Below are 22859 nucleotides of genomic sequence, written 5' to 3' on the forward strand. Positions count from 1 at the left end.
GATCAAGCCGTGCAGTACTGCTCGGCCGTGGCTGCCGGGTCCGCTTCGTTCGCCTTGGTCAGGCCGAACGGCTCCACCAGCTTCAACCATTCGCCACTTTCGTGCAGTGCGCGCAGCTCACGGTTGAAGTCTTCACGGAACGTGTCGTCGCCGATCCGGAAGTTGAAGGTGCCGACGTCCGGGCGGCTGCCGAATCGGAAGGACGGACCGACCTCCAGCCCGGCGTCCGGATTGTTCTTCACCAGCCACGCAGCCGTGACATCGAGCATCGCGGCGCCGTAGACGTCCTTGTTGCGCACCGCACGCAGGATGTCGTCCTGCTTGGCCATCGGCTCGACGAGCTGGGACGGCACACCCGAGGATTGCGCGTAGCCGTTCTCGACCGCACCACCCAGGGTGGCGATCCTGACGTTCTCTCGCGTGATGTCCTCGAAGCGGGTGATCTTGCGTGGATTGCCTTCCGGCACAAGGAATGCCGATCCCACCTGGTAATCGGGCACGGCGAACGCCGAACTCTCGCACCGCTTCGGGTTGATGAACATGCCGGCCGCGACGAACGCGTAGTTCTTCGCCCTGACCCCATCGATCAGTCCGTCGAAATCGGTGACTACGCCCTCGATCTCGTTGATGCCGAGTCGTTTCAACACCGCGCGCGCCACGGTCGGCGCGTATCCGGTCAGCTGACCGTCCGCGCCGAGAAACGCCCACGGCGCTTCGTTGGCGAAGCCGACCTTGATCTTGCCCGACGACTTGGCGTCCTCGTAGGTCACCGCCGCCGCATCGTCGCCGCCCAACCCACAGCCTGACACCACCAACAGGGCGGCCGCGGCCGCGGCGGCCATGGCGCGACGCAAGCGCCCGCGCGCACCCCCGATTTCGATCTTCATGACCCGACTTCCCTTCTATCGGCCGCATCGACCGCGGGTCGACCTATGGTGGCGAATGAACTTTGCGATGGTCAGGTCGACTTCTTTACGCTCGCATGACGAATCTGGTCGTCCACATACCCTCGGCGCACTCGGAGAGGCCGCCCCGACGCCGAAATCCAGGCCGATCGGAAGCTGCCAGAGGTTGGACTCGTGCATGCGCGTGTATCCCGAGAGCTGTTGACCGCGAATGGCACAACGCTTCGGCTGGTCCTTTCGCCCGGCGATGACATGGTGCTTCGCGGCAACGAAGAACCGCATCTCACCCTGACCACATTCCGACTGCTGTGTCGCGATCAATGCGTCTCGACCGCCTCGCGCCCTGCGGCCGTCAACTCGGCCGCCCGGCGCGCGATGGCGCTACCGAGATCACCGGTCGTCGCAGTGCCGCCTAGGTCGGGCGTGCGGACACGACCCTCGCGCAGAACGTCGCAGACCGCGCGGTCCACCGCGGCGGCGGCGGTGTGCTCGCCGAGGTGGTCGAGCAGCATGGCTCCAGCAAGGATCTGCGCGACCGGATTGGCTATCCCCTGCCCGGCAATATCGGGCGCACTGCCGTGCACCGCCTCGAACATGGAGGGCGCCGTGCGGTCGGGATTGATATTGCCCGAGGGGGCGAGGCCGAGCCCACCGGTCACGGCGGCGGCGAGGTCGGACAGGATGTCGCCGAACAGATTCGACCCGACGATCACATCCAGCCGATCGGGGTGCAGCACAATTTCGGCGGCCAGCGCGTCGACATGCAGTTGCCGGGTCGCCACCTGCGGGTACTCCGCGGCGATTCGCTCGAACACGCTGTCCCAGTAGGGCATCGAGTGGAGCAGGCCGTTCGATTTGGTGGCCGAGCACAACCGGCCGTCGCGTTCGGTGGCCCGTTCGAAGGCGTAGCGGATGATCCGTTCGCAACCGACCCGCGTGAATACCGATTCCTGCAGCACGAATTCGTCCGGGCGGCCGGGGTTGTGCATGCCGCCGATCGCGGAGTATTCGCCCTCCGAGTTCTCCCGCACGATCAGGATGTCCAGGTCGTCGGCGGTGCGGTCGCGCAACGCCGATTCAGTGCCGGGCAGCAGCCGGACCGGACGCAAGTTGACGTACTGGCCGAAGGCCCGGCGCAGTGGAATCAGCAACCCCCACAACGACACATGGTCGGGGACACCGGGGAATCCGACCGCACCGAGCAGGATCGCGTCGCACTCGGCCAGGAGCTCGGGCGCGTCGGCGGGCATCATCGCTCCGGTGCGCAGGTAGTTCTCACACGACCAGTCGAATTCGGTCCATTCGATCCCGGGCAGCACCGCGTCGAGCACCCTGACGGCCTCGGCGGTCACGTCGACGCCGATGCCGTCGCCGGGAATGGTCGCGATGCGATGTGTGTTCACAGCTCCGCCTCTCTGGTGCTCGGCTCCGCTGCGCGGGCAGGCGTCGCCGTGTCGTCGGTTCGCTCGCTCACAACCGCACTCCTATGTACTTGGTCTCCAGGAACTCATCGATGCCGGTCAGGCCGCCTTCCCTGCCGAGCCCGGATTCCTTCACGCCTCCGAACGGCGCGGCGGGATTCGACACGACCCCTTGATTCAGGCCCACCATGCCGGTCTCCAGTGCCTCGCACACCCGCAATCCGCGCCGCAGATTCTCGGTGAAGACGTAACCCACCAATCCATACGGCGTGTCGTTGGCTCGCGCGACGACCTCGGCTTCGGTGTCGAAGGTGCCGATCGCCGCGACCGGTCCGAAGATCTCGGTGTGGCACATCTCGGCCTCGTCCGGCACACCGGTCAGCACGGTCGCGGGATAGAAGTTCCCCGGCCCGTCCACCGCCGCACCGCCGGTGCCCACAGTGGCGCCGCGGCCGACGGCATCAGCGACCAGGCTCTCCACCTTCGCCACCGCCGCGGCGTCGATGAGCGGACCGACGACGACTCCCGGTTCGGTGCCACGACCCATCGGCAGGGCCGCCAGCCGGGCCGCCAGCCGGGCGGCGAACTCCTCGGCGACGTTGCGCTGCACGAAGATTCGATTCGCGGCGGTGCACGCCTGCCCGATATTGCGCATCTTCGCCGCGACCGCACCCTCGACGGCCTCGTCGAGATCCGCGTCGTCGAACACGATGAACGGCGCATTGCCGCCGAGCTCCATCGAGGTGCGCATCACGGTCCGCGCGCACTGTTCGAGCAGTATCTTGCCGACGGCGGTCGAACCCGTGAACGACAGCTTGCGGGAGCGGCTGTCCAGAATGAGCGGCGTCATCACCGCACCCGGTTCGGACGTCGTGATCACATTCACGACACCCGCGGGGACGCCGGCCTGAGCCAGGATGTCGGCGAGCGCCAGCATCGAGAGTGGCGTCTGCTCAGCGGGTTTCACCACACAGGTGCACCCTGCGGCCAGCGCCGGACCGATCTTGCGGGTGCCCATGGCCAGCGGGAAATTCCACGGCGTGATGAGCAGGCTGGGGCCGACCGGCTGCCTGGTCACCAGAAAGCGCGATCCGCCCGCCGGAGCAGGGAGATATCCGCCGTCGAGACGGACGGCTTCTTCGGCGAACCAGCGGAAGAACTCTGCCGCATAGGCGATTTCACCGCGGGCCTCGGCCAACGGCTTGCCCATTTCCAGGGTCATGATCAACGCGAGTCGTTCGGTATCGGCGAGTAGCGCCCGGTGGGCGTCCATGAGGATGTCGCTGCGCTGCCGCGGCGGCGTCCGCGCCCACCCCGCCTGCGCCTGGTCGGCCGCGGCCAGGGCGTCCAGCCCGGTACCCGGATCGGCGTCGGCCACCTCGCACAGCAGCTGCCCGGTCGCCGGATCGGTGACCGGCAGCGTGGCGGAGGTACCGCGCCACTGTCCGCCGATGTACAGACCCGTCGGCACACTGTCGATCGCGGCACGTTCCGCCGCGGTCAGGGTGGTCTCGGTGAGCATGGCGCAGGGCCCCTTTCATCGCTGACGCAGCCTCCGTCTGATGGGAGCGCGCGGACGGAGTCCGCCCGCAGACCGCGCCGGGCCGAGCACAGGCCAGCCACCCATTGCTGCGACCCCCGCGCCCATGTTATGCATATTGTCGACAATCCGACAATAGACAATCTGCGGATACGCGCTCCACCCACGCCCCGGGAGGCGGATCACCATGACCGAGCTATCCCCCGTCCTCAAGCAGGCCACCCCGATCACCGTCGACCACGGCGCGGGCTGCTACCTGTACGGCACCGACGGACGCCGCTATCTCGACTTCACCGCGGGCATCGGCGTGACCAGCACCGGGCACTGCCACCCGCACGTGGTGGCGGCGGCCCAAGCCCAGGTCGCCAGCCTGATCCACGGCCAATACACCACCGTCATGCATCGGCCACTGCTCGAGCTCACCGAGCGGCTCGGCGCGGTACTGCCGGACGGCCTGGACACGCTCTTCTTCGCCAACTCCGGCAGCGAGGCGATCGAGGCCGCGCTGCGCCTGGCCCGCCAGGCGACCGGACGGCCGAACATCATCGTCTTCCACGGCGGATTCCACGGCCGCACCGTCGCCGCGGCGACCATGACGACATCGGGCACCCGCTTCTCCGCCGGGTTCAGCCCGCTCATGTCCGGCGTGCACGTGGCGCCGTTCCCCACCGCGTTCCGCTACGGCTGGACCGAAGAAGAGGCCACCGCCTTCGCGCTGCGCGAGCTCGACTACCTTTTCGCCACCGTCACCGCTCCCGCCGAGACCGCCGCGTTCGTAGTCGAGCCGATGCTGGGCGAGGGCGGATACATCCCCGGCAACAGCATGTTCTTCCGCGGGCTGCGCGAACGCGCGGATCGGCACGGCATCCTGCTCGTCTTCGACGAGATCCAGACCGGTTTCGGCCGGACCGGGAAGTTCTTCGGGCATCAGCACTTCGGGGTCCGCCCCGATGTCATCACCATCGCGAAGGGACTGGCCAGCGGGTTCCCGCTGTCGGGGATCGCGGCGTCACGCGAGCTGATGGCCGAGGCGTGGCCGGGATCCCAAGGCGGAACCTACGGCGGCAACGCCGTGGCCTGCGCGGCAGCGATCGCCACGCTCGACGTGATCGAATCGGAGCGGCTGGTGGACAACGCCGCCGCGCGCGGCGCACAGCTGCTGGCCGGCCTGCGGGAGAGCGCCACCAAGGCGATCGGTGATGTGCGTGGGCTCGGACTGCTCGCTGGCACCGAATTCACCACTGCGACAGGCGAACCCGACCCCACCACCGCCACCGCCGCCCAGCGGTCGGCGGTCGAGAAGGGGCTGCTGCTGCTCACCTGCGGTGCGCATATGAACGTGGTGCGGATGATCCCGCCGCTGATCGTGACCGATACTCAGATCGACGACGCGCTCGCGATCTGGTCGGCAGTTCTCGCCGAACTGTGAACCGACCGCATGTGCACCATCCGCTAGCGACTGCTTGCAGGTCGCTCGAAAGGATCAGCTAGCGACTGCTTGCAGGTCGCTCGAAAAGATCAGCTAGCGACTGCCCCTCCCCTACCCGCCGAGCTCACCTCGGAGCGATGACCAGGAAGCAGGACCGATGGCCCGCTACATCACCATCACGCTGACGAAGGCAGGCGTGACCTGCCGCGCCCGACTACTGGACGCGGAAGCACCCCGAACGTGCGACGCGGTGTGGGACGCGCTGCCGCAGGAGGGCGATGCTTTCCACGCCAAGTACGCCCGCAACGAGGTGTACACCCTCGTGCCACGGATCGGCGCGGCCCCGCATCGGGAGAACCCGACCGTCACCCCCATCCCCGGCGATGTGTGCCTGTTCGATTTCGAACCGTGGGAGATCGGCAACCCGGCCTACGGCTACGAGCCGGGCTCGACGGCGCACCACGACCAGGGCGCCACCGATCTGGCTCTCTTCTACGGCCGCAACAACCTACTCATCAATGGCGATATGGGCTGGGTTCCCGGCAATGTCTTCGCCACCATCGAAGTCGGCCTGACCGACATCGCGACTGCCTGCAACACCCTCTGGCTACACGGCGTCCAGGGCGAAACCCTGGCGTTCGCCCGCGCGTAATCGCCTGCGGGCTCCTACGATCCGATCCCAGCGGTCAGGCAGCCAACACCTGCTCGGCGTAGCGCGCGACGGCGAGGATCAGATCGTCGGAGTGGCGCGGCCCGATAATTTGCAGGCCGACCGGCAGCCCCGCGCGAGTGGTGCCCGCGGGGATGCTGATCGCGGGTTGCTGGGTGAGGTTGAACGGGTAGGTGAACGGTGTCCACTGCGGCCACCCGTCCAGCCCGCTGCCTGGTGGGACATCGCGGCCCGCCTCGAATGCGGTGATCGGCATCGTCGGGGTGATCAGCACGTCGTAGGTGGCGTGGAACGCGCCCATGGTGATACCGAGTTGGGCGGCTACATCGCGCGCGTCGAGATAGTCGACGGCACCGACGGATTCGCCACGTTCCCAGACCGCGCGCAGGCCCGGGTCCACTTGTTCGCGCGCGCCGTCCGGGAACTTCGCCAGCATGGTCGCCGCACCGGCGGCCCACAGCAGTTCGAATGCCTCGCGCGGGTCGCCGAAGCCCGGGTCGGCCGCGATGACCCGCAGCTCGGCCTCGGCCAACTGCCGCACCGCCGCGTCCACGATCGCGGCGACCTCCGGATCGACCTCGGCATAACCGAGGGTCGGCGAGTAGGCGACGGTGAGCCCGCGCACGTCGCGCAGCATCTGGCCGCGGAAGGTCGTCACCGTGGGCGGCAGCGCGGTCGGGTCGCGCGGATCGGGCAGCGACAGGATGTCCATCAGCAGCGCCGCATCCTCGACTGTCCTGGTCATCGGCCCCGCGTGCGCCAGTGGACCGAATGGGCTCGCCGGGTACAGCGGAACCCTGCCGTGCGTCGGTTTGAAGCCCACGATGCCGCAGAATGCGGCCGGAATGCGGATGCTGCCGCCACCGTCGGTGCCGACCGACACCGGGCCCATGCCTGCCGCCACCGCGGCGGCACTGCCGCCGGAGGAGCCGCCTGCCGTCGTCGCCGGATCGGCCGGGTTGCGGGTGATACCGGTCAGCGGGCTGTCGGTGACCGCCTTCCAGGCGATCTCGGGCGTCGTCGTCTTCCCGAGAAACACCATGCCGTCCTCGCGCAGCCGGGCCGCGACCGGGCTGTCCACCAGCCAGGGACCGCTCGGATCGACTGCGGTGGACCCGCGGCGGGTCGGCCAGCCCTCGGTCAGGAAGATGTCCTTGATCGAAATCGGTACACCGTCGAGCAGCCCACGGGCGTAGCCGGAATGCCAGCGCGCCTCCGAATCCTTGGCCTGCACCAGCGCACGATCGGGATCGACCAGGCAGAAGGCGTTCAACTCGCCGTCACGGGTCGCGATCGCCTCCAGGATCGCTTCGGTCGCCTCGACCGGCGAGAGGGCTCCGGCCGCGTAGGCCGAGACCAACTCGACGGCGCTCATCGCATCCGGTTGAGTGGCGCTGTTGATGTCGGGGTAGCTCATGCCTGCGCTCCTTCAGCCGGGAACGTAGCCCAGCTCCTTGTCGACCACGTTGTCCAATGGCCGGCCGGCGATCCATTTGTCGAAGTTCTCGGTGAACGCTCTGACGATCTCGGTTCGCCAGCCGATGAAGTCACCCGAATTGTGTGGAGTGATACGGACATTCGGCAGATCCCACAGCGGGTGCAGCGCCGGCAGCGGCTCCGGATCCACCACATCGAGTGCCGCTGCGGCGATCGATCCCGTACTGAGCGCGGCGACGAGGTCGTCGGTTACAACGAGTTCCCCGCGACCGACATTGACAAACCTGGCATGCGGTTTCATCGCGGCGAATGCCCTGGCATCGAACATTTTCCGGGTCTGCGGCGTCAACGGCGCGACCGCAACGACATAGTCGGCCGCGGGCAGCTCGGCATGCAGATCGGTGCCGACGGCGCCGAAATCGGGATCGGTCACGCGCGCCTGTCTGCCCACTGCGCGCACGGTCATTCCGGCCGCGCGCAGCAGCCGAGCGATGGCGCGGCCGATCGTGCCGGTTCCGACAATCAGGACGCTGGCGCCCGCGATCCGCTCGGACTCACGATGGCGCCATTCGTGCTGTTGTTGCAGGTGCAGCGATCCGGCCAGATCCTTGGCGAAACCGAGGATCTGGCCCAGCACGTATTCCGCGATGGCCGTGTCGAATACGCCGCGTGTGTTGGTGACCATCACTTCGCTTTCCCGTAGCTCGGGGAACATCACCGGATCCACTCCGGTCGACCCCATGTGCAGCCAGCTCAGCCGATCGGCCGCGTGCCACGCGCCAGGAACCGCGCGAGTCGAGAAGTCGTAGACGAACAAGACGTCGGCACCACGCACCGCGTCGGCGAGCCCGGGCGCTTCGGTGTAGCGCACTTCGGCCCGACCGGCCACCGGGGCCATAAGATCCGCGCCGGGCACAATGTCACTGTGCAGGACGGTGACAATCGGGCCCTGTTCCACATTGACACACTAAAATCGCATCGTATGATTGTCAACAATCCGATCGTTCTCGGAGGTCTATCCGGCTGAGCGCGAGAGGGGCCGCATTGCATCTGAGCATTCCCGATATCGAAGGGCCCGTCGCACAGCGGGGTATCGGGATCATCGCACCGTTCGACCTCGCGCTCGAACGCGAACTGTGGCGCTGGGCGCCCCTGGACGTCAGCCTGCACCTCGCCCGCACACCCTACGAGCCGGTCCCGGTTTCACTGGCAATGGCCGAACTGGTATCCAATGCCGCGCACCTGACCGCGGCGACCCGCGACGTGCTGCATGTGGAGCCGGAAGTGGTCGCCTACCTGTGCACCTCGGGCAGTTTCATCAGGGGGTTGGCGTACGAGAAGTCACTGCGCGACACGATCTGCCTGGCCGGGGCGCAAGATGCCGTCACCACCTCCGGTGCGCTCGTGGAGGCGATTCGGCATCTGGACATCAGCAGAGTCTCGGTGATCACTCCCTACGACGAGATCCTCACGCACAAGCTGCACGACTTCCTCGCCGAGGCCGGCTGCACCGTAATCCGTTCCGACCACCTCGGATTGGGCGGCGGCATCTGGAAGGTCAACTACCGCACCATCGCCGAACGCATCGTCGGCGCCGATGACCCTCGCGCCCAAGCAATTTTCGTCAGCTGCACCAACCTGCCCACCTACGACGTCATCGAGCCACTCGAACAAGCCCTCGGCAAGCCCGTACTCACCGCGAACCAGCTCACCATGTGGGCCTGCCTGGGTCGGATGAAGCTGCCGATGACGGGTCCGGGAAAGTGGCTACTCAACGTTTTCTGACCGGAAGAACAGCACATGCAGGCACCCACCGTCGGTTTCATCTACCCCGACCACGCGGCCGAGGACGACTACCCGCTGGCCGCGGCGATCCTCGACGCACGGCTTCCGGTGGCCCACATCTATGGCACCGATCTGCACGCCATCCCCGAACTGCTCGATCTGGGCAGCCCGGACAAGCTGCGCCACGGCGCCGAACTGCTCGCGACACAACGGCCCGCCGCGGTCGTTTGGGCCTGCACCTCAGGCAGTTTCGTGTACGGACCGCAGGGCGCCCGTGACCAGGCGCGCGCGCTGTCTGCGGCCGCGGGCGTATCGGCGTCCAGCACCAGCCTCGCCTTCGTCGCGGCCGCGCACGCGCTCGGCGTGCGCCGCGTCGCCGTCGCCGCCAGCTACCCCGATGAGGTCGCACGACTGTTCGTTGAGTTCCTGGCCGATGCCGGAATTCAGGTGGTCTCGCTGTCGAGCGCGGGCATCGACACCGCCGCCGAGGTCGGAACCCTGACCCCCGCGCAGGTGCGCGAGTTGGCGGTGACCAACGATCACCCGGACGCGCAGGCGCTGCTGATTCCCGACACCGCCATGCACACCATTGCGGTGCTCACGGAATTGGAGGCAGCCCTGGGCAAGACGGTGCTGACCGCCAATCAGGTCACCATCTGGGAGGGCCTGCGACTGGCCGGCGGCGCTGCGGCAGCCACGGCTCTTGGCACTCTCTTCTCGGAAAGGCACACATATGTCGCTCGTTGATTTCGAGCCGGTGAACCAGCAGTCGACCGCGGAGATGATCGCCGACCGGCTGCGAGCGGCCATTATGCGAGGCAATCTCGCGCCAGGCGCCCAGCTCGGGGAAGCCGACCTCGCGGCGCGGTTCGGGGTGTCACGTGGTCCGGTGCGCGAGGCGATGCAGCGACTGCTCTCCGAGGGTCTGCTGTACGCCATCCGCAATCGCGGCATCTTCGTCATCGAACTGACCATCGACGACGTCGTCGACATCTATCGGGCCAGGACCGCCATCGAGGGCGGAGCGCTCGCGCTCATCCTCGACGGCCGCAGGGACGTCGCCTACACCGCCCTGGGCCCCAGCGTGACCGATATGTGCGCACGCGCCGAAAGCGGCGACGCCGTCGGGGTATCCGACGCCGACCAAGCCTTCCACGAGGCCCTGGTCGACAGTGCGGGCAGCCCGCGACTGGTGCGCGCGGCCCGCACGCTGCTGATCGAAACCCGAATGTGCTTGGGCGCCTTGCAGACAACCTATCCGGACCTGCGCGAGCAAGCCCAAGAACACGTCGAGCTGCGGGAGGCAATCGGAGCCGGACCGGCATCCCGTGCCCGCACCCTACTGGTCGAGCACATGGACGATGCGGTTCAGCGGCTACGCCGCTGACACACCAGCGGAACCGATCGGTCAGTACACCGGTGCGAGAACCGGCCGGAAGGTCCTAGCCTTCCGCAGCCAACTGCCCGCAAGCCGCGGCGATTTCTTGGCCGCGAGTGTCACGGACGGTGCAGGGGACGCCCTGGGCGTTGACGCGCCGAACGAATTCCTGCTCAACGGGTTTGGGGCTGGCGTCCCACTTGCTGCCAGGAGTCGGGTTCAGCGGGATCACGTTGACGTGCACACGCGACCCGAGCGCCTTGTGCAACTTCTGCCCGAGCATGTCCGCACGCCACGGCTGGTCGTTGATGTCGCGGATGAGGGCGTACTCGATGGAGACGCGGCGGCCGCTCTTGTCGGCGTAGTAGCGGGCGGCATCGAGGACCTCGGACACCGGCCAGCGGTTGTTCACCGGGACCAGGGTGTCGCGGAGTTCGTCGTCGGGGGTGTGCAGGGAGACGGCGAGGGTTACCGAAAGGTTTTCGTCGGCGAGCTTGCGGATGGCGGGGGCCAGGCCGACGGTGGAGACCACGACGTTGCGCTGGGAGATGCCGAAGCCGTCGGGAGCGGGTGAGGTGATGCGGCGGACGGCGGCGACTACGCGCTTGTAGTTGGCCAGCGGTTCACCCATGCCCATGAAGACGATGTTGGAGAGCCGGCCGGGTCCGCCCGCGACCTCGCCGTCGCGCATGGCCGCGGCCGCGGCGCGCACCTGGTCGACGATCTCGGCGGTGGACAGGTTGCGATTGAGGCCGCCCTGGCCGGTCGCGCAGAACGGGCAGGCCATGCCGCAGCCTGCTTGGCTCGAGATACAGAGAGTGGCGCGGTCCGGGTAGCGCATGAGCACGCTCTCCAGCAGGGTGCCATCCCCGGCTCGCCACAACGTCTTTCGCGTCTCGCCCGCGTCGCATGCCACGTGTTTGACGACCGACATCAGCGGCGGGAACAGTGCTTCGCCGATTTTTTCGCGCACCGGAGCGGGCAGATCCGTCATCTGCTCCGGGTCGGCCTGCAGCCGTCCGTAGTACTGCCTGGCGACTTGATCGGCTCGGAACTTGGGCAGGCCGAGCTCCTCGATCGCCGCGCGGCGCCCGTCAGCGTCGAGGTCGGCGAGGTGCCGAGGGGGCATACCACGGCGCGGAGCATCGAAGACAAGCGGCAGGGAGACGGTCATAGTTTCTCCAGTGTCCCATCCCTTGGGCGCGCTGCCGACCGGAGGTGACCATGACGACGTCCGACGCGACGAAGGTCACTGTTCGGGGATCGGATGACCGTGCCGGAAGACAGCCGGATTCCGATCCGGCGACATGCGGATCCCCCGCGCTCAAATGCGTGCGCGGGCCATGGCGATCGGCAATGATCGGACCATGACGAGCCACGCTGAGGAGTCGTCCGAACCGCCGCTCGGTCGGCCGACAGAACCTGTTGTCCCTCCCACGCCGCCGAAGCCCGTCGCCAGGACCTTGGAGAAATCCCGGACCGGATACACCTGGATCGGCCTCATCGTCGCGGCACTGATCGGCATTCTGGTGCTGGTCTTCATCCTGCAGAACCTCGAACAACAACGAGTGGAAATGCTGTTCTGGGACTTCTCGCTGCCGGTCGGCATCCTGGTGCTGCTGTCGGCGATCGCGGGTGCCCTGGTGATGGCACTTGTCGGCGGGGTCCGCATTGTGCAGCTCAGGCGGGTCGCCAAGCGCGCCTGACGGCTATTCGCCGACCATGCGCTCGAGCACCTCATGGAACTCCTCGTCGACGACGATGGCCAAACCCTCGTCGTCGATTCGGGTGAGCTGGGTCCACCGACCACGGCGCCACCAGAACACGTAGGGGCTGATCGAGCCGGGCTGATCGGCGTATTCGGCGGCTGCGAATCCGGCCATCGCGTTCAGCGACGGGATCAGCCGCGGCCCCTCGATCGCGTGGAAAGCGACCAGGTGCCGGAACGGTACCGCCAGCAGCGCGCCGTCGTCGCCGAGCGGCGCACCGCCGACCTTCGCTACCAGTTCGTCGAGCAGTAGCGCCCAGGATGCGGTCAGATACGAGTCGCCGACGACAACATCGAATTGCGTGCCGTCCTCATCCTCGATGACATCGTGCTGGTCGATCGGCAGCGCGCGCAGGTTGTCCATCGCCCGCGCCCGCACCTGCTCCAGATCACCGATGTCGGTCAGCGACTGCCATGGCAACGTGTGGACGCTGTCGGGCATATCCAGCGCGAGCGCCGCGTGCAGTCCGGGCGACAGCTCGGGGGCATAGCTGTATTCGTCGCCGCCGGTATTCAGCTGATCGTCGCCCACCATCTTGGGGTACAGCAGGGACCACAGCTCGTCGGTCGGCATCGAGGCCCGCTCGTCCGTCGAGTCGATGCTGCGCAGGACGAGTTCGACGTGGCGCTCGATCAGCTCGGACCACACCTCGGGACCTGCGGTGGCGTTGTGGCACGCGGCCGCGATGTTGAAGAGACCGAACTCGTTTCCCGAGTCATCGGTGACGTGCGTGCCGAAAACCGTGACCTCATAGCCTCGTTCGGCGAAGGCGCGATACACCGTCGCCCTCAGCCGACTGCCCTCGCCCTCCGACAAGAACCCGAACGCGGCGTCACGCGGCATTTCCGCCGAATCACGCTGGGGCACATCACGAAACAATCCCACTACAGCCACTCTCATCCGAAGATCATCAACGCGCCGAGCGTATCCGGAAGCTCCGGGCGCACGCGCGTCGACTGCGTCAGATGAGAGTGGAAAGCACCAGCCAGGAAACGAAGGCCGAGGGCAGCATCGAATCGAGACGGTCCATGATGCCGCCGTGGCCGGGCAGCAGCGTTCCCATGTCTTTGATGCCCAGTTCCCGTTTGATCTGGGATTCGATGAGGTCGCCGACCGTCGCGACAAGAACAAGGCCGACGCCGAGCACCACGCCGATCATCGAATTGGCGTCCAGCAGCAGGGTGACGGTCAGCAGGCCGCCGATGACGCTGAAGACCAGGGAGCCGCCGAAGCCTTCCCACGACTTCTTCGGGCTGATCGAGGGCACCATCGGGTGACGGCCGAACAGCACGCCCGCCACGTAGCCACCGACGTCGGAACAGACGACCAGGATCATGAAGGTCAGCACCCGCAGGTTGCCGTCCGGCTCCAGCAGCAACAGGGTGGCGAAAGACGCGAGCAACGGAATCCAAGCCAGCGTGAAGATTGTGATCGCGGTGTCCCGCAAGAAGTTTCGCGGCGCGGTTTGCAGTCCGTGATCGAAAAGGCGCCACACCATGCAAACCAGCGCCGTGCCGGCGAAGGCGCCTGCGACACCGCTCGCGCCCCATGGCCAGCCGAGCCAGAACACCGCCTGGCCGCCGACGATGAGCGGAATCCTCGGGACAAGCACGTCGGCCTCGCGCAGCCGCTTGGCGACCTCCCAGGTGGCGACACCGACCCCGGCGGCCGCGACACCGATGAACACCTTCGGCACGAAGAGCAGGATCGCGACGAGCGACAGGCCGAGGCCGAATCCGACGGCCAACGCGGCGGGCAGGTTCCGCCCTGCCCGCGACTTCGGTGCCGCGGGGACATTCTCCGGAGTCGCGTCGGCCGGGCCCGCGGTCGTCACGGCATCGCCCTGATCGATGGTCGCGCCATCGGAGGCATGTTCGGTAGTCGCGGCGTCACGCGCATCCCCGTGCGTCGCATCAGGTGTGCCGTTGGCCGGCGGCGGCGTTGCGGCCGCACCGGTCGCGGCGGCGTTGTCGGCCACGATTGTCCCGTCGCTCACTCGTCGTTCCGTTCGTCCCCCGCCCGGGCGGGCCCTCGACTGTGTCCGATGACATCGGCATGCGCCGAGGGCGTCAGACCTCGAGCAGTTCAGATTCCTTGTGCTTGACCAGCTCGTCGATCTGGCCGACGTACCTCGCGGTGGTCTTGTCGAGCTCCTTTTCGGCGCGCCCGACCTCATCCTCACCCGCCTCGCCATCCTTCTGGATGCGCGACAGTTCGTCCATGGCCTTGCGGCGGACATTTCGGATCGACACCTTGGCGTCTTCACCCTTGCTCTTGGCCTGCTTGACCAGTTCCCGGCGACGCTCCTCGGTGAGCTGCGGGATCGAGATGCGAATGATGTCGCCGTTGTTGGTCGGGTTCACCCCGAGATCGGAATTACGGATCGCGGTCTCGATCGGGCCCATCTGCGCCTGCTCATAGGGCTTGATCACCACCATCCGGGGCTCCGGCACCGTGATGCTCGACATCTGGGTGATCGGGGTCAGCGATCCGTAGTAGTCGACGACGATCCGGGAGAACATGCCCGGATTCGCGCGACCGGTCCGGATGGATCCGAGATCGTCCTTCGCAACCGAGACAGCCTTCTCCATTTTCTCCTCGGCATCGAAGAGCGCTTCATCAATCACGACCGTTTCCTCCACAGCGTCGTCAGCGTCATGATCCGCAGGTCGCGGGGTCAGGACCGAACCAATGTGCCGATCTTCTCACCGGCGACCGCCCGGGCAATATTGCCCTTCGTCAATAAATTGAACACCAGGATGGGCATCTGGTTGTCCATACACAAGCTGAAGGCCGTCGCGTCCGCGACCTTCAGATCGCGTTCGATGACTTCTTTATGGGTGATCTCGGTATACATGGTGGCACTCGTGTCCACCCGCGGGTCAGCGGTGAACACTCCGTCGACCGCTTTCGCCATCAGCACCACCTCGGCGCCGATCTCCAGCGCACGCTGGGCGGCGGTGGTGTCGGTGGAGAAATACGGCATGCCCATCCCGGCGCCGAAGATGACCACGCGGCCCTTCTCCAGGTGCCGCTTGGCCCGCAGCGGCAGGTACGGCTCGGCGACCTGGCCCATGGTGATCGCGGTCTGCACCCGGGTATCGACGCCCTGCTGCTGCAGAAAGTCTTGCAGCGCAAGGCTGTTCATCACCGTGCCCAGCATGCCCATGTAATCCGAGCGGGCTCGCTCCATGCCGCGCTCCTCGAGCTCGGCACCACGGAAGAAGTTGCCGCCGCCGATCACCACGGCGACCTGGACGCCGGAGGCTACGACCTCGGCGATCTGCTCGGCGACCGTCTGCACGACATCCGGGTCGAGCCCCACTTTGCCGCCGCCGAACATTTCCCCACCTAATTTGAGGAGCACCCGGCGATATCCTGGGCGGTCGATCCCCGGGTCCGTCATGGGTGTACTTCTCCTTCGGCGATGGATTCGGTCTCACGGCAAGCAGGTCAGCCGGACGGCAACGTAGAGCGAACCTATCCTGCCTTATTGGGATTCCGCGGTGGCATAAGGCCCCCTCGGAACCACCGGGCACGCCCGGTCAGACCATGGAATAGGGGGCAGACAGCCGAAACCCCTCGCACTCCGACGAGGAGCGCGAGGGGTCTCGAAGGTAAATCAGGCCTGACCGACCTCGAAGCGGGCGAAGCGGGTCACGGTGACACCGGCCTCGTCCAGCAGGGCCTTCACGGTCTTCTTGGAGTCGGTGACCGACGACTGCTCGAGCAGCACGACATCCTTGAAGAAGCCGTTGACGCGGCCCTCGGTGATCTTCGGCAGCGCGGCCTCGGGCTTGCCCTCTTCGCGGGCAGTCTCCTCGGCGATGCGACGCTCGTTGTCCACGACCTCGGCCGGAACCTCGTCGCGGGTCAGGTACTTGGCCTTGAGCGCGGCAACCTGCATGCCGACGGCACGCGCGGCGTCGGCCGCGGCGTCACCCTCGCCGGAGTACTCGACCAGCACGCCGACAGCGGGCGGCAGGTCGGTAGCACGCTTGTGCAGGTAGGTGGCGACAGGGCCGTCGAAGGAAGCGACGCGACGCAGTTCGAGCTTCTCGCCGATCTTGGCGGCCAGCGCCTGCAGGGCCTCGTCGGCGGTCTGGCCACCGAGGTCGAGAGCCTTGAGCGTGTCCAGGTCGGCCGGCTTCGCGGCCGCGGCGGCGGTCACGATCTTGTCGGCGAGGCCCTGGAACTCGTCGTTCTTGGCGACGAAGTCGGTCTCGGAGTTGATCTCGACGAGCACGCCGCCCTTGGCGGCGATCAGGCCCTCGGCGGTGGCGCGCTCCGCGCGCTTACCGACGTCCTTGGCGCCCTTGATGCGCAGCACCTCGACGGCCTTGTCGAAATCACCCTCGGTCTCGACCAGCGCGTTCTTGCAGTCCATCATCCCGGAGCCGGTGAGCTCCCGCAGCCGCTTCACGTCAGCGGCGGTGTAGTTCGCCATCGGTGGCGATCCTCCTGTGTGTTGTCAATGGGTGGTAACACCACCTTGCCGACCTCTCCCGTACAGGAAGAGGCCGGCAAGGTGAACAAAAGCCGTCGAGAGGCTCAGAAGTCGGCCGGAGTTGCGGTCGGCGGAACCTCGGCGATCTCGGCTTCGGCAGCGGTCTCGACCTCGGCCGGGGCATCGGCCTCGGCAGCGGCGGGGGCAGCCTGCGCGAGCAGCTCCTGCTCCCACTCGGCGAGGGGCTCGCCCGCGCCGGCTTCCGGCTTCTCGTCACCGGAGGAGACACCTGCCCGCGCCTGCACGCCCTCGGCCACCGCGGAGGCGACGACCTTGGTCAGCAGAGCGGCGGAACGGATCGCGTCGTCGTTGCCCGGGATCGGGTAATCGACCAGGTCGGGATCGCAGTTGGTGTCCAGGATCGCGATGACCGGGATGTTCAGCTTGCGCGCCTCGCCGACGGCGATGTGCTCCTTATTGGTGTCGACGACCCAGATGGCCGAGGGCACCTTGGCCATGTCGCGGATACCACCGAGGGTGCGCTCCAGCTTGTTCATCTCACGCGTGAGCATGAGGATTTCCTTCTTGGTGCGACCCTCGAAGCCACCGGTCTGCTCCATCGCCTCGAGCTCCTTGAGGCGCTGCAGGCGCTTGTGCACGGTGGAGAAGTTGGTGAGCATGCCACCCAGCCAGCGCTGGTTGACATAAGGCATCCCGACGCGAGTCGCCTCGGCCGCGATCGACTCCTGGGCCTGCTTCTTGGTGCCGACGAAGAGAACGGTGCCACCGTGGGCGACGGTCTCCTTGACGAACTCGTAGGCCTTGTCGATGTAGGTCAGCGTCTGCTGCAGGTCGATGATGTAGATGCCGTTGCGGTCGGTGAAGATGAACCGCTTCATCTTCGGGTTCCAGCGCCTGGTCTGGTGTCCGAAGTGCGCGCCGCTGTCGAGCAGCTGCTTCATAGTTACGACAGCCATAGCCCTCGTATCTCTCTTTCATTGCCGGTTGACGCAGCAGATCGGCGATCTACTGCCCTGGCGCCTCCGAATCATCGGACCCGAACCACAAAGATTCAGGACCAGCCGACGATTCCCTGCTCCGCACATGCACTGCCGCGAACGATCTCGAAATGAGCTTCGGTTCGAACAGCGCCGTTGCGAACAAGCACGGGGTGGCGCGCGAAGTCGGTCCATGCATGCACAGACCGCTCGATCAGTCTACGTCTTGGGCGCCCCAGTTCTAAATCGGCTGCTATGGAGCAGCTGCGAAGGGGCTGCTACGCAGGCGAAATGCGCGATGTCCACAGTTGCGAATGTTGTCCACAATCGGCGAATCGGGGGTACTGCGGAGGGCGCGGCCGGATGAGGGTTGAGGAATGAATCGCATCTGCATTTTCATGACAATGTTCATTCCACTGTTGTTCGCGGGGTCCCTGGTCATGGCGCACAGCGCGACGGCCGCGCCGCTCGAAGCCTACGGGCCTGCTGCGCCTGTTCCATCGGACATTCACGCGTCCTTGCCGCCGCGCCCCGCACCGAGCAGTTCGGAGGCAGTGCTCGCGACGGTCACGGGCTCGGCGGGAGCGATGGCGCAGTCGATCCCTGGCATTGGCTCATCGCCGGGTCTGCTGCGCCTGGACCCGCGGCTCTCCGGAGCCACACGCGGGGGTGGAACGGGTTCTGCAGCGGACCTGCCGCGCCTCGTCGGGAATCTGCTCCGGCTGCTGGAGCTTGTCCGGCAGGTTCCGCTTCCGCTGCCTACGCACTGACCGATGAACCGCATCGGCAGGGTGGGCAGGCGGCGTAGGTGCCAGATGGTGTCGGTTGTCGTCGGTGTGGCCGCCCTGCTGAGTGCGGTGACGGAGCGGCCGGCCGTGGCCGCTCCGGCCGGGCAGTTCGGGTGGCCGTTGCAGCCTCGGCCGTCGGTCGAGCGGCGGTTCGACAAGCCGGAGCACGATTGGTTGCCGGGGCATCGCGGCGTCGACCTGGTCGGAACGGTCGGTCAGGCGGTGTTGGCGGCCGGAGACGGGATCGTGGTGTTCGCTGGGACGGTGGCGGACAAGCCGGTGGTGTCGATCGACCACCCCGGTGGGTTGCGGACCACTTATGAGCCGGTCGAGGCAGCGGTCTCGACGGGAAGTCGGGTCGGACGTGGGACTCGGATCGGGAAGCTGGAGGCCGGTCACGAAGGCTGTGCGGCGGCGGCATGCCTGCATTGGGGTGCGCGGCGGGAAGCGGGCGGGCGCAATCGGCGTGAGTATGTGGATCCACTCGGGTTGGTGCATGCCGCTCCGTTGCGGCTCAAGCCTGTGGTCTCCCGCGGTTGACACCGGCACCTCCGCGCTGAAGCCGGTGAGTTTGCAGACGAATCCCTTCCGAACCCCTGTTCTGACGACGAAGATCGAGTTATGGACCACGTGCTCGGCGACCCTGCATTCACCTATTCCGAGGTCGGGGCCACCAAGGGACCGCTGCCGGACGGTTATCACCGGTTCCGACTGCGGCGTCGGATCGGTCACGGGCGAGCGCTGTTCGCGCACGCGGGCGCGGAGATCCTGGCGTATCGAATGCAGAAGGGCCCCGGCATCTTTCACGAGGCGAGTACACCGACCGCCGAGCCGGGCACCCACTTGACGGTGCGACTCGGCTTCGGCCCCTTGGCAATTACCGCGCCATGCCGGGTGGTGTACGTGCTCGACGAACCCGATCGGCGCGGCTTCGCCTATGGCACGTTGCCGGGCCATCCGGAGATCGGCGAGGAACTCTTCGCAGTCGAATACGACCCCGCCGACGACACCGTGTACGGGTTGGTTACCGCGTTCTCCCGCAATGCAGCCTGGTACGCGCGTCTCGGCGGACCGATGGTGCGACTCGTCCAGCGCTTCATCGCGAGCAGGTACATCAGCGCGCTACCGACGACCGTTCAGACGCACCGGTAGCGGCCCGGTGGACATGAACGCCGACCGTACGCACCGGGACCTGGCGGGTCGAGAGATTTACTGGAGCGACATGCGAGGGCGCCGGCGCACCGTCACGGGGTGACGATGGCGAAGTCCGGGTCGGGGTTGTCGAATACGCCGACGAGATCGGCGAGCTTGATGGGGTCACCGCCGAAGGCGATGTTGCGTGCGGCGACCGCGGCGCCGAAATCCTCGCCCGCCAGTAGGACTCGGATGAGGGTTGCGCGCGACAGGGTGAACGAGGCGTCGGGGTCGGGCATGGTCACGCCGCTGGGCAGGTCGTAGTGGGTCAGCAGACCGTTGCGCAGTTCCAGACGGTGGATGCGGGTCTCGTCGCTGATGTGCCAGTCGATTACCACGCGCTGGTTCCATGCTTTGGGTCCGTCGACACGCAATGCCATGGCGTCGAAGATCTGCTCGACGGTCAACGCGGCGAGCATGGTCGAGGCGTTGGTCTTGGTCGGGGTGCCGAAAGAGCCGTTGCGCAACTCGTGGGCGCCACTGAGGTAGAAGTTGCGCCAGGTGGCGTTTTCCGCCCCGTAGCCGAGTTGCTCGAAGGTGCTGGCCTGCAATATTTTCGCGGCCTCGTTGGTGGGGTCGGCGAAGATGACGTAGTTGACCACCTGCGCCACCCATCGGTAGTCGCCCGCATCGTAGAAGGTCTGCGCTTTGCGCAGCACCTCGTCGACGCCGCCCATGAATTCCACATGGCGCTTTGCGGATTCGACCGGCGGATGCTCCCACAGATGGGCCGGATTGCCGTCGAACCAGCCCATGTACCGCTGGTAGATGGCCTTGATGTTGTGGCTGACCGAACCGTAGTACCCGCGTGTGTGCCACACGTTCTCGATGGCTGGTGGCAGCGTGATCATTTCGGCGATCTCGTTGCCGACATAGCCCTGGTTGAGTAGCCGCAACGTCTGATCGTGCAGGTATCCGTACAGATCACGTTGCAGCGCAAGAAATTCCACGATTCGTTCGGTGTCCCAGGTCGGCCAGTGATGCGAGGCGAACACCACATCGGAGTCGCGCGCGAACAGGTTGATCGCCTCGGTCAGGTACTTGGCCCACACGTGCGGGTCACGTACCAGCGCACCGCGCAGGGTGAGCAGATTGTGCAGGGTGTGCGTGGCGTTTTCGGCCATACACAACGCCCGGTGGTCGGGGAAGTAGAAGTTCATCTCGGCGGGCGCCTCGGTACCCGGGGTGATCTGGAAGACGATCCGGACCCCGTCGACCGTCTCCTCCTGCCCGGTGGCGGTGATGTCGACGGTCGGTGGGATCAAAGTCACAGTCCCGAGCGAGGTGGTCTGGCCGAGCCCGCCGCCTACCTGCCCGAGCGGGCCCCGGGGCAGCGCGGCGCCGTACATATAGGCCGCCCGACGCGCCATGGCGGTGCCCGCGTAGACATTCTCGGCCACCGCGTGTTCCAGGAATCCTGCCGGAGCCAGCACCGGGCAGCGCCCTGCCGAAACATCTTCGGTGGTCGTCACACCCATCGAGCCGCCGAAGTGGTCGATGTGCGAGTGGGTGTAGATGAGCCCCGTCACCGGGCGGTCGCCACGATGTTTGCGGTACAGCGCCAGCCCAGCTGCCGCGGTTTCCGCGGAGATCAGCGGATCGATGACGATCACGCCGGTGTCACCTTCGATCAACGTCATGTTCGAAAGGTCGAGGCCGCGGATCTGGTAGATCCCCTCGGTGACTTCGTACAGGCCCTGCCTGACGACCAGCCCGGACTGCCGCCACAGGCTCGGGTTGACCGACGCGGGACAGGGCTCACGCAGAAAACCGTAGGAGTCGTTGTCCCAGACCACAGTTCCATCCGGCGCGGTGACCACGCCCGGCTCGAGCGCCGCGATGAACCCGCGATCGACATCCGCGAGATCGGCGGTGTCCGCAAACGGCTGCGCTTCGGCCGCCCGCTGCTGCTCGGCAATGATGAAGTCGCTCGGCTCGGTCGCTGTGCTCATGTTCATCCTCCTGTGTGGTAGACGAATTTGCTTGGGCCGGAAGGCATTAGGGTCGTGGATCCGCCATACCGATCGCGGCCGCCACACAGGCGACGGCGACAACTGCCACCACGGTCGCGGCGACGACGCGTTTTCCGTGGCCGAAGCGGCCCTCATGCAGACTGCGATTGCGCGAGTAGCAGATGCCCGCTAGCACGGCGAGGGTGATGGCGGCGGCGATCGGGGCGATCGCCGCCGCCCGCCAGCCACTGGTCGCGGCGTGATTGAGAAACAGTGCGGCAACGACCATCGCGGCGATCGCAGTGCGTCGCCATGCCAGCGCGGTACGTTCCGCGGCGAGAGTTGCCGGACTCATCGCAGCAGCACCGCCACGCACGCCAGCACCGACACCAGTGCGATGCCCGCCGACAGAATCGGCACCATGACGGTGGCGGGCAGCGGGTCGCCGCGCCGCATCGCCGCGCCGACGCGCCGCCAGTGTGAGTACGCACCGATTGCGACGATCACCGCGAGCAGGATGCAGCTCAGTGCGAGCGCTCGCCGCAAACCGGACAAGTGGAACGGCTGGACCAGGGTGTGCACGGCGACACCGCCGGCGAGCAGACCGAGCGAAGTACGTATCCAGGCCAGGAAAGTGCGCTCGTTGGCGAGGGTGAAGCGGTAGTCGAGTTCCTCTTCACCGTCACTGGACTCTTCGGCGGGGTTCGGGAGCGTCACGCCGCCTCGGCTCGGCTCGTCGGCTGACTCGTTGTGTTGCGGACCCACAGCCAGGTGACGGCGGATGCTGCGACGACGCGCACCGAATCGCCCCGCGCCAGACGGACCGCGGCGAGCGCGATGGCAATCAGAATCGCGACGAAAACACCGACCTCGGCGCCGGCGATGGAATAGCCGAGAAGAAACCCGATTGCGGGTGCGGCACCGTCGAAGATGTGTCGCGGACCGTGCATGGCGCGGAACCTGCCCCACATCTCGACGACCAATCCGCGATGTTCATCCAGTTCTCGGGCCCTCTCCGCGGTTCGGTGCCGATCGTCGGGGTTCACGGGCGCCACTCCATCTCCGGTCGGGTTTCGTGCCGTTAGCAAACAATCCGCAACGTCAGCGTAACCGCCACCCTGACGACCGTCCACGAACCCGCTGTGC

At 66.7% G+C, this 22859-nt stretch carries 24 protein-coding genes; 8 read left to right on the forward strand and 16 right to left on the reverse strand.

What is annotated here, in order from left to right; all coding sequences use genetic code 11:
• Positions 1-2: 2 nt before the first annotated feature.
• The 3 genes from ehuB to ACFQZZ_RS23755 form a co-directional block, all read right to left on the reverse strand.
• Positions 3-887, reverse strand: a complete 885-nt coding sequence (gene ehuB, locus ACFQZZ_RS23745) for an ectoine/hydroxyectoine ABC transporter substrate-binding protein EhuB (RefSeq protein ID WP_378684714.1) — start codon at positions 885-887, stop codon at positions 3-5.
• 335 nt (positions 888-1222) lie between these two features.
• Positions 1223-2308, reverse strand: a complete 1086-nt coding sequence (locus ACFQZZ_RS23750; protein WP_378684716.1) for a tartrate dehydrogenase — start codon at positions 2306-2308, stop codon at positions 1223-1225.
• A 67-nt stretch (positions 2309-2375) separates the two neighbouring features.
• Positions 2376-3848, reverse strand: a complete 1473-nt coding sequence (locus tag ACFQZZ_RS23755; protein WP_378684719.1) for an NAD-dependent succinate-semialdehyde dehydrogenase — start codon at positions 3846-3848, stop codon at positions 2376-2378.
• Positions 3849-4053: 205 nt separating this feature from the next.
• Here ACFQZZ_RS23755 and ACFQZZ_RS23760 point away from each other — a divergent pair, with 205 nt between their 5' ends.
• Positions 4054-5295, forward strand: coding sequence for an aspartate aminotransferase family protein (locus ACFQZZ_RS23760; RefSeq protein ID WP_378684721.1), 1242 nt, complete (start codon positions 4054-4056; stop codon positions 5293-5295).
• 157 nt (positions 5296-5452) lie between these two features.
• Positions 5453-5947, forward strand: a complete 495-nt coding sequence (locus tag ACFQZZ_RS23765) for a DUF3830 family protein (protein ID WP_378684724.1) — start codon at positions 5453-5455, stop codon at positions 5945-5947.
• 34 nt (positions 5948-5981) lie between these two features.
• On the opposite strand, the gene ACFQZZ_RS23770 is transcribed toward ACFQZZ_RS23765, so the two are convergent.
• Positions 5982-7382 (reverse strand): amidase, encoded by a 1401-nt coding sequence (locus ACFQZZ_RS23770; protein ID WP_378684727.1) that lies wholly within the window; start codon positions 7380-7382, stop codon positions 5982-5984.
• Between the two features lie 12 nt (positions 7383-7394).
• Positions 7395-8360 (reverse strand): D-2-hydroxyacid dehydrogenase, encoded by a 966-nt coding sequence (locus tag ACFQZZ_RS23775; RefSeq protein ID WP_378684729.1) that lies wholly within the window; start codon positions 8358-8360, stop codon positions 7395-7397.
• Positions 8361-8446: 86 nt separating this feature from the next.
• On the opposite strand from ACFQZZ_RS23775, the gene ACFQZZ_RS23780 reads away from it, so the two are divergent.
• The 3 genes from ACFQZZ_RS23780 to ACFQZZ_RS23790 are packed head-to-tail and all read left to right on the forward strand — an operon-like array spanning position 8447 to position 10574.
• Complete coding sequence (locus ACFQZZ_RS23780) at positions 8447-9187, forward strand: Asp/Glu/hydantoin racemase (RefSeq protein ID WP_378684731.1); 741 nt, start codon at positions 8447-8449, stop codon at positions 9185-9187.
• Positions 9188-9202: 15 nt separating this feature from the next.
• A complete protein-coding gene (locus ACFQZZ_RS23785; RefSeq protein ID WP_378684734.1) occupies positions 9203-9934 on the forward strand; it encodes a maleate cis-trans isomerase in 732 nt (243 codons plus the stop codon).
• On the forward strand, positions 9921-10574 hold the full coding sequence (locus ACFQZZ_RS23790; RefSeq protein WP_378684737.1) for a GntR family transcriptional regulator: 654 nt from the start codon (positions 9921-9923) through the stop codon (positions 10572-10574). Before ACFQZZ_RS23785 ends, ACFQZZ_RS23790 begins: the two co-directional genes overlap by 14 nt.
• Positions 10575-10629: 55 nt before the next feature.
• Here the strand turns inward: ACFQZZ_RS23790 and rlmN are convergent, their stop codons facing one another.
• The gene (gene rlmN, locus ACFQZZ_RS23795; protein ID WP_378684740.1) at positions 10630-11739 is read right to left on the reverse strand and encodes a 23S rRNA (adenine(2503)-C(2))-methyltransferase RlmN; all 1110 of its coding nucleotides are present in this window, start codon (positions 11737-11739) and stop codon (positions 10630-10632) included.
• 193 nt (positions 11740-11932) lie between these two features.
• Between rlmN and ACFQZZ_RS23800 the strand changes: the two genes are divergently transcribed.
• Entirely contained in the window at positions 11933-12271 is a 339-nt protein-coding gene (locus ACFQZZ_RS23800; RefSeq protein ID WP_378684742.1) for a lipopolysaccharide assembly LapA domain-containing protein, read from the forward strand.
• Between the two features lie 3 nt (positions 12272-12274).
• Here the strand turns inward: ACFQZZ_RS23800 and ACFQZZ_RS23805 are convergent, their stop codons facing one another.
• From ACFQZZ_RS23805 to rpsB, 6 genes are all read right to left on the reverse strand, one after another.
• Entirely contained in the window at positions 12275-13234 is a 960-nt protein-coding gene (locus ACFQZZ_RS23805) for a hypothetical protein (protein WP_378684745.1), read from the reverse strand.
• 61 nt (positions 13235-13295) lie between these two features.
• On the reverse strand, positions 13296-14186 hold the full coding sequence (locus ACFQZZ_RS23810) for a phosphatidate cytidylyltransferase (RefSeq protein ID WP_378685109.1): 891 nt from the start codon (positions 14184-14186) through the stop codon (positions 13296-13298).
• Positions 14187-14403: 217 nt separating this feature from the next.
• Positions 14404-14961 (reverse strand): ribosome recycling factor, encoded by a 558-nt coding sequence (gene frr / locus ACFQZZ_RS23815; protein WP_378684747.1) that lies wholly within the window; start codon positions 14959-14961, stop codon positions 14404-14406.
• A gap of 50 nt (positions 14962-15011) precedes the next feature.
• Positions 15012-15740 carry a UMP kinase gene (gene pyrH / locus ACFQZZ_RS23820; RefSeq protein WP_378684750.1) on the reverse strand — a complete coding sequence of 243 codons (729 nt, stop codon included), beginning with the start codon at positions 15738-15740 and terminating at the stop codon, positions 15012-15014.
• A gap of 216 nt (positions 15741-15956) precedes the next feature.
• Positions 15957-16781 (reverse strand): translation elongation factor Ts, encoded by an 825-nt coding sequence (tsf, locus tag ACFQZZ_RS23825; protein WP_378684752.1) that lies wholly within the window; start codon positions 16779-16781, stop codon positions 15957-15959.
• Positions 16782-16885: 104 nt separating this feature from the next.
• Positions 16886-17758 carry a 30S ribosomal protein S2 gene (rpsB, locus tag ACFQZZ_RS23830; RefSeq protein WP_378684755.1) on the reverse strand — a complete coding sequence of 291 codons (873 nt, stop codon included), beginning with the start codon at positions 17756-17758 and terminating at the stop codon, positions 16886-16888.
• Positions 17759-18594: 836 nt separating this feature from the next.
• On the opposite strand from rpsB, the gene ACFQZZ_RS23835 reads away from it, so the two are divergent.
• Both ACFQZZ_RS23835 and ACFQZZ_RS23840 read left to right on the forward strand, forming a co-directional pair.
• Complete coding sequence (locus tag ACFQZZ_RS23835) at positions 18595-19107, forward strand: M23 family metallopeptidase (RefSeq protein WP_378684758.1); 513 nt, start codon at positions 18595-18597, stop codon at positions 19105-19107.
• Between the two features lie 81 nt (positions 19108-19188).
• Complete coding sequence (locus ACFQZZ_RS23840) at positions 19189-19719, forward strand: DUF1990 family protein (RefSeq protein WP_378684761.1); 531 nt, start codon at positions 19189-19191, stop codon at positions 19717-19719.
• 92 nt (positions 19720-19811) lie between these two features.
• On the opposite strand, the gene ACFQZZ_RS23845 is transcribed toward ACFQZZ_RS23840, so the two are convergent.
• The 4 genes from ACFQZZ_RS23845 to ACFQZZ_RS23860 are packed head-to-tail and all read right to left on the reverse strand — an operon-like array spanning position 19812 to position 22759.
• Entirely contained in the window at positions 19812-21713 is a 1902-nt protein-coding gene (locus tag ACFQZZ_RS23845; protein WP_378684764.1) for an alkyl/aryl-sulfatase, read from the reverse strand.
• Between the two features lie 46 nt (positions 21714-21759).
• Complete coding sequence (locus ACFQZZ_RS23850; protein ID WP_378684766.1) at positions 21760-22068, reverse strand: DUF202 domain-containing protein; 309 nt, start codon at positions 22066-22068, stop codon at positions 21760-21762.
• Positions 22065-22430 carry a YidH family protein gene (locus ACFQZZ_RS23855; protein WP_378684769.1) on the reverse strand — a complete coding sequence of 122 codons (366 nt, stop codon included), beginning with the start codon at positions 22428-22430 and terminating at the stop codon, positions 22065-22067. The genes ACFQZZ_RS23850 and ACFQZZ_RS23855 overlap by 4 nt, the downstream gene beginning before the upstream one ends.
• Positions 22427-22759 carry a hypothetical protein gene (locus ACFQZZ_RS23860; protein WP_378684771.1) on the reverse strand — a complete coding sequence of 111 codons (333 nt, stop codon included), beginning with the start codon at positions 22757-22759 and terminating at the stop codon, positions 22427-22429. Before ACFQZZ_RS23860 ends, ACFQZZ_RS23855 begins: the two co-directional genes overlap by 4 nt.
• Positions 22760-22859: the final 100 nt, after the last annotated feature.

It is taken from the genome of Nocardia sp. GCM10030253, from assembly GCF_042675075.1.
Taxonomy (GTDB): Bacteria; Actinomycetota; Actinomycetes; order Mycobacteriales; family Mycobacteriaceae; genus Nocardia.

Coding starts and splice junctions, on each gene's coding strand:
- ehuB (WP_378684714.1), bottom strand. CDS start 887: ATGAAGATCGAAATCGGGGGTGCGCGCGGGCGCTTGCGTCGCGCCATG.
- ACFQZZ_RS23785 (WP_378684734.1), top strand. CDS start 9,203: ATGCAGGCACCCACCGTCGGTTTCATCTACCCCGACCACGCGGCCGAG.
- ACFQZZ_RS23840 (WP_378684761.1), top strand. CDS start 19,189: ATGGACCACGTGCTCGGCGACCCTGCATTCACCTATTCCGAGGTCGGG.
- ACFQZZ_RS23760 (WP_378684721.1), top strand. CDS start 4,054: ATGACCGAGCTATCCCCCGTCCTCAAGCAGGCCACCCCGATCACCGTC.
- rpsB (WP_378684755.1), bottom strand. CDS start 17,758: ATGGCTGTCGTAACTATGAAGCAGCTGCTCGACAGCGGCGCGCACTTC.
- ACFQZZ_RS23850 (WP_378684766.1), bottom strand. CDS start 22,068: ATGAGTCCGGCAACTCTCGCCGCGGAACGTACCGCGCTGGCATGGCGA.
- ACFQZZ_RS23770 (WP_378684727.1), bottom strand. CDS start 7,382: ATGAGCTACCCCGACATCAACAGCGCCACTCAACCGGATGCGATGAGC.
- ACFQZZ_RS23845 (WP_378684764.1), bottom strand. CDS start 21,713: ATGAGCACAGCGACCGAGCCGAGCGACTTCATCATTGCCGAGCAGCAG.
- pyrH (WP_378684750.1), bottom strand. CDS start 15,740: ATGACGGACCCGGGGATCGACCGCCCAGGATATCGCCGGGTGCTCCTC.
- ACFQZZ_RS23805 (WP_378684745.1), bottom strand. CDS start 13,234: ATGAGAGTGGCTGTAGTGGGATTGTTTCGTGATGTGCCCCAGCGTGAT.
- ACFQZZ_RS23800 (WP_378684742.1), top strand. CDS start 11,933: ATGACGAGCCACGCTGAGGAGTCGTCCGAACCGCCGCTCGGTCGGCCG.
- ACFQZZ_RS23835 (WP_378684758.1), top strand. CDS start 18,595: ATGGTGTCGGTTGTCGTCGGTGTGGCCGCCCTGCTGAGTGCGGTGACG.
- ACFQZZ_RS23765 (WP_378684724.1), top strand. CDS start 5,453: ATGGCCCGCTACATCACCATCACGCTGACGAAGGCAGGCGTGACCTGC.
- ACFQZZ_RS23755 (WP_378684719.1), bottom strand. CDS start 3,848: ATGCTCACCGAGACCACCCTGACCGCGGCGGAACGTGCCGCGATCGAC.
- ACFQZZ_RS23790 (WP_378684737.1), top strand. CDS start 9,921: ATGTCGCTCGTTGATTTCGAGCCGGTGAACCAGCAGTCGACCGCGGAG.
- rlmN (WP_378684740.1), bottom strand. CDS start 11,739: ATGACCGTCTCCCTGCCGCTTGTCTTCGATGCTCCGCGCCGTGGTATG.
- tsf (WP_378684752.1), bottom strand. CDS start 16,781: ATGGCGAACTACACCGCCGCTGACGTGAAGCGGCTGCGGGAGCTCACC.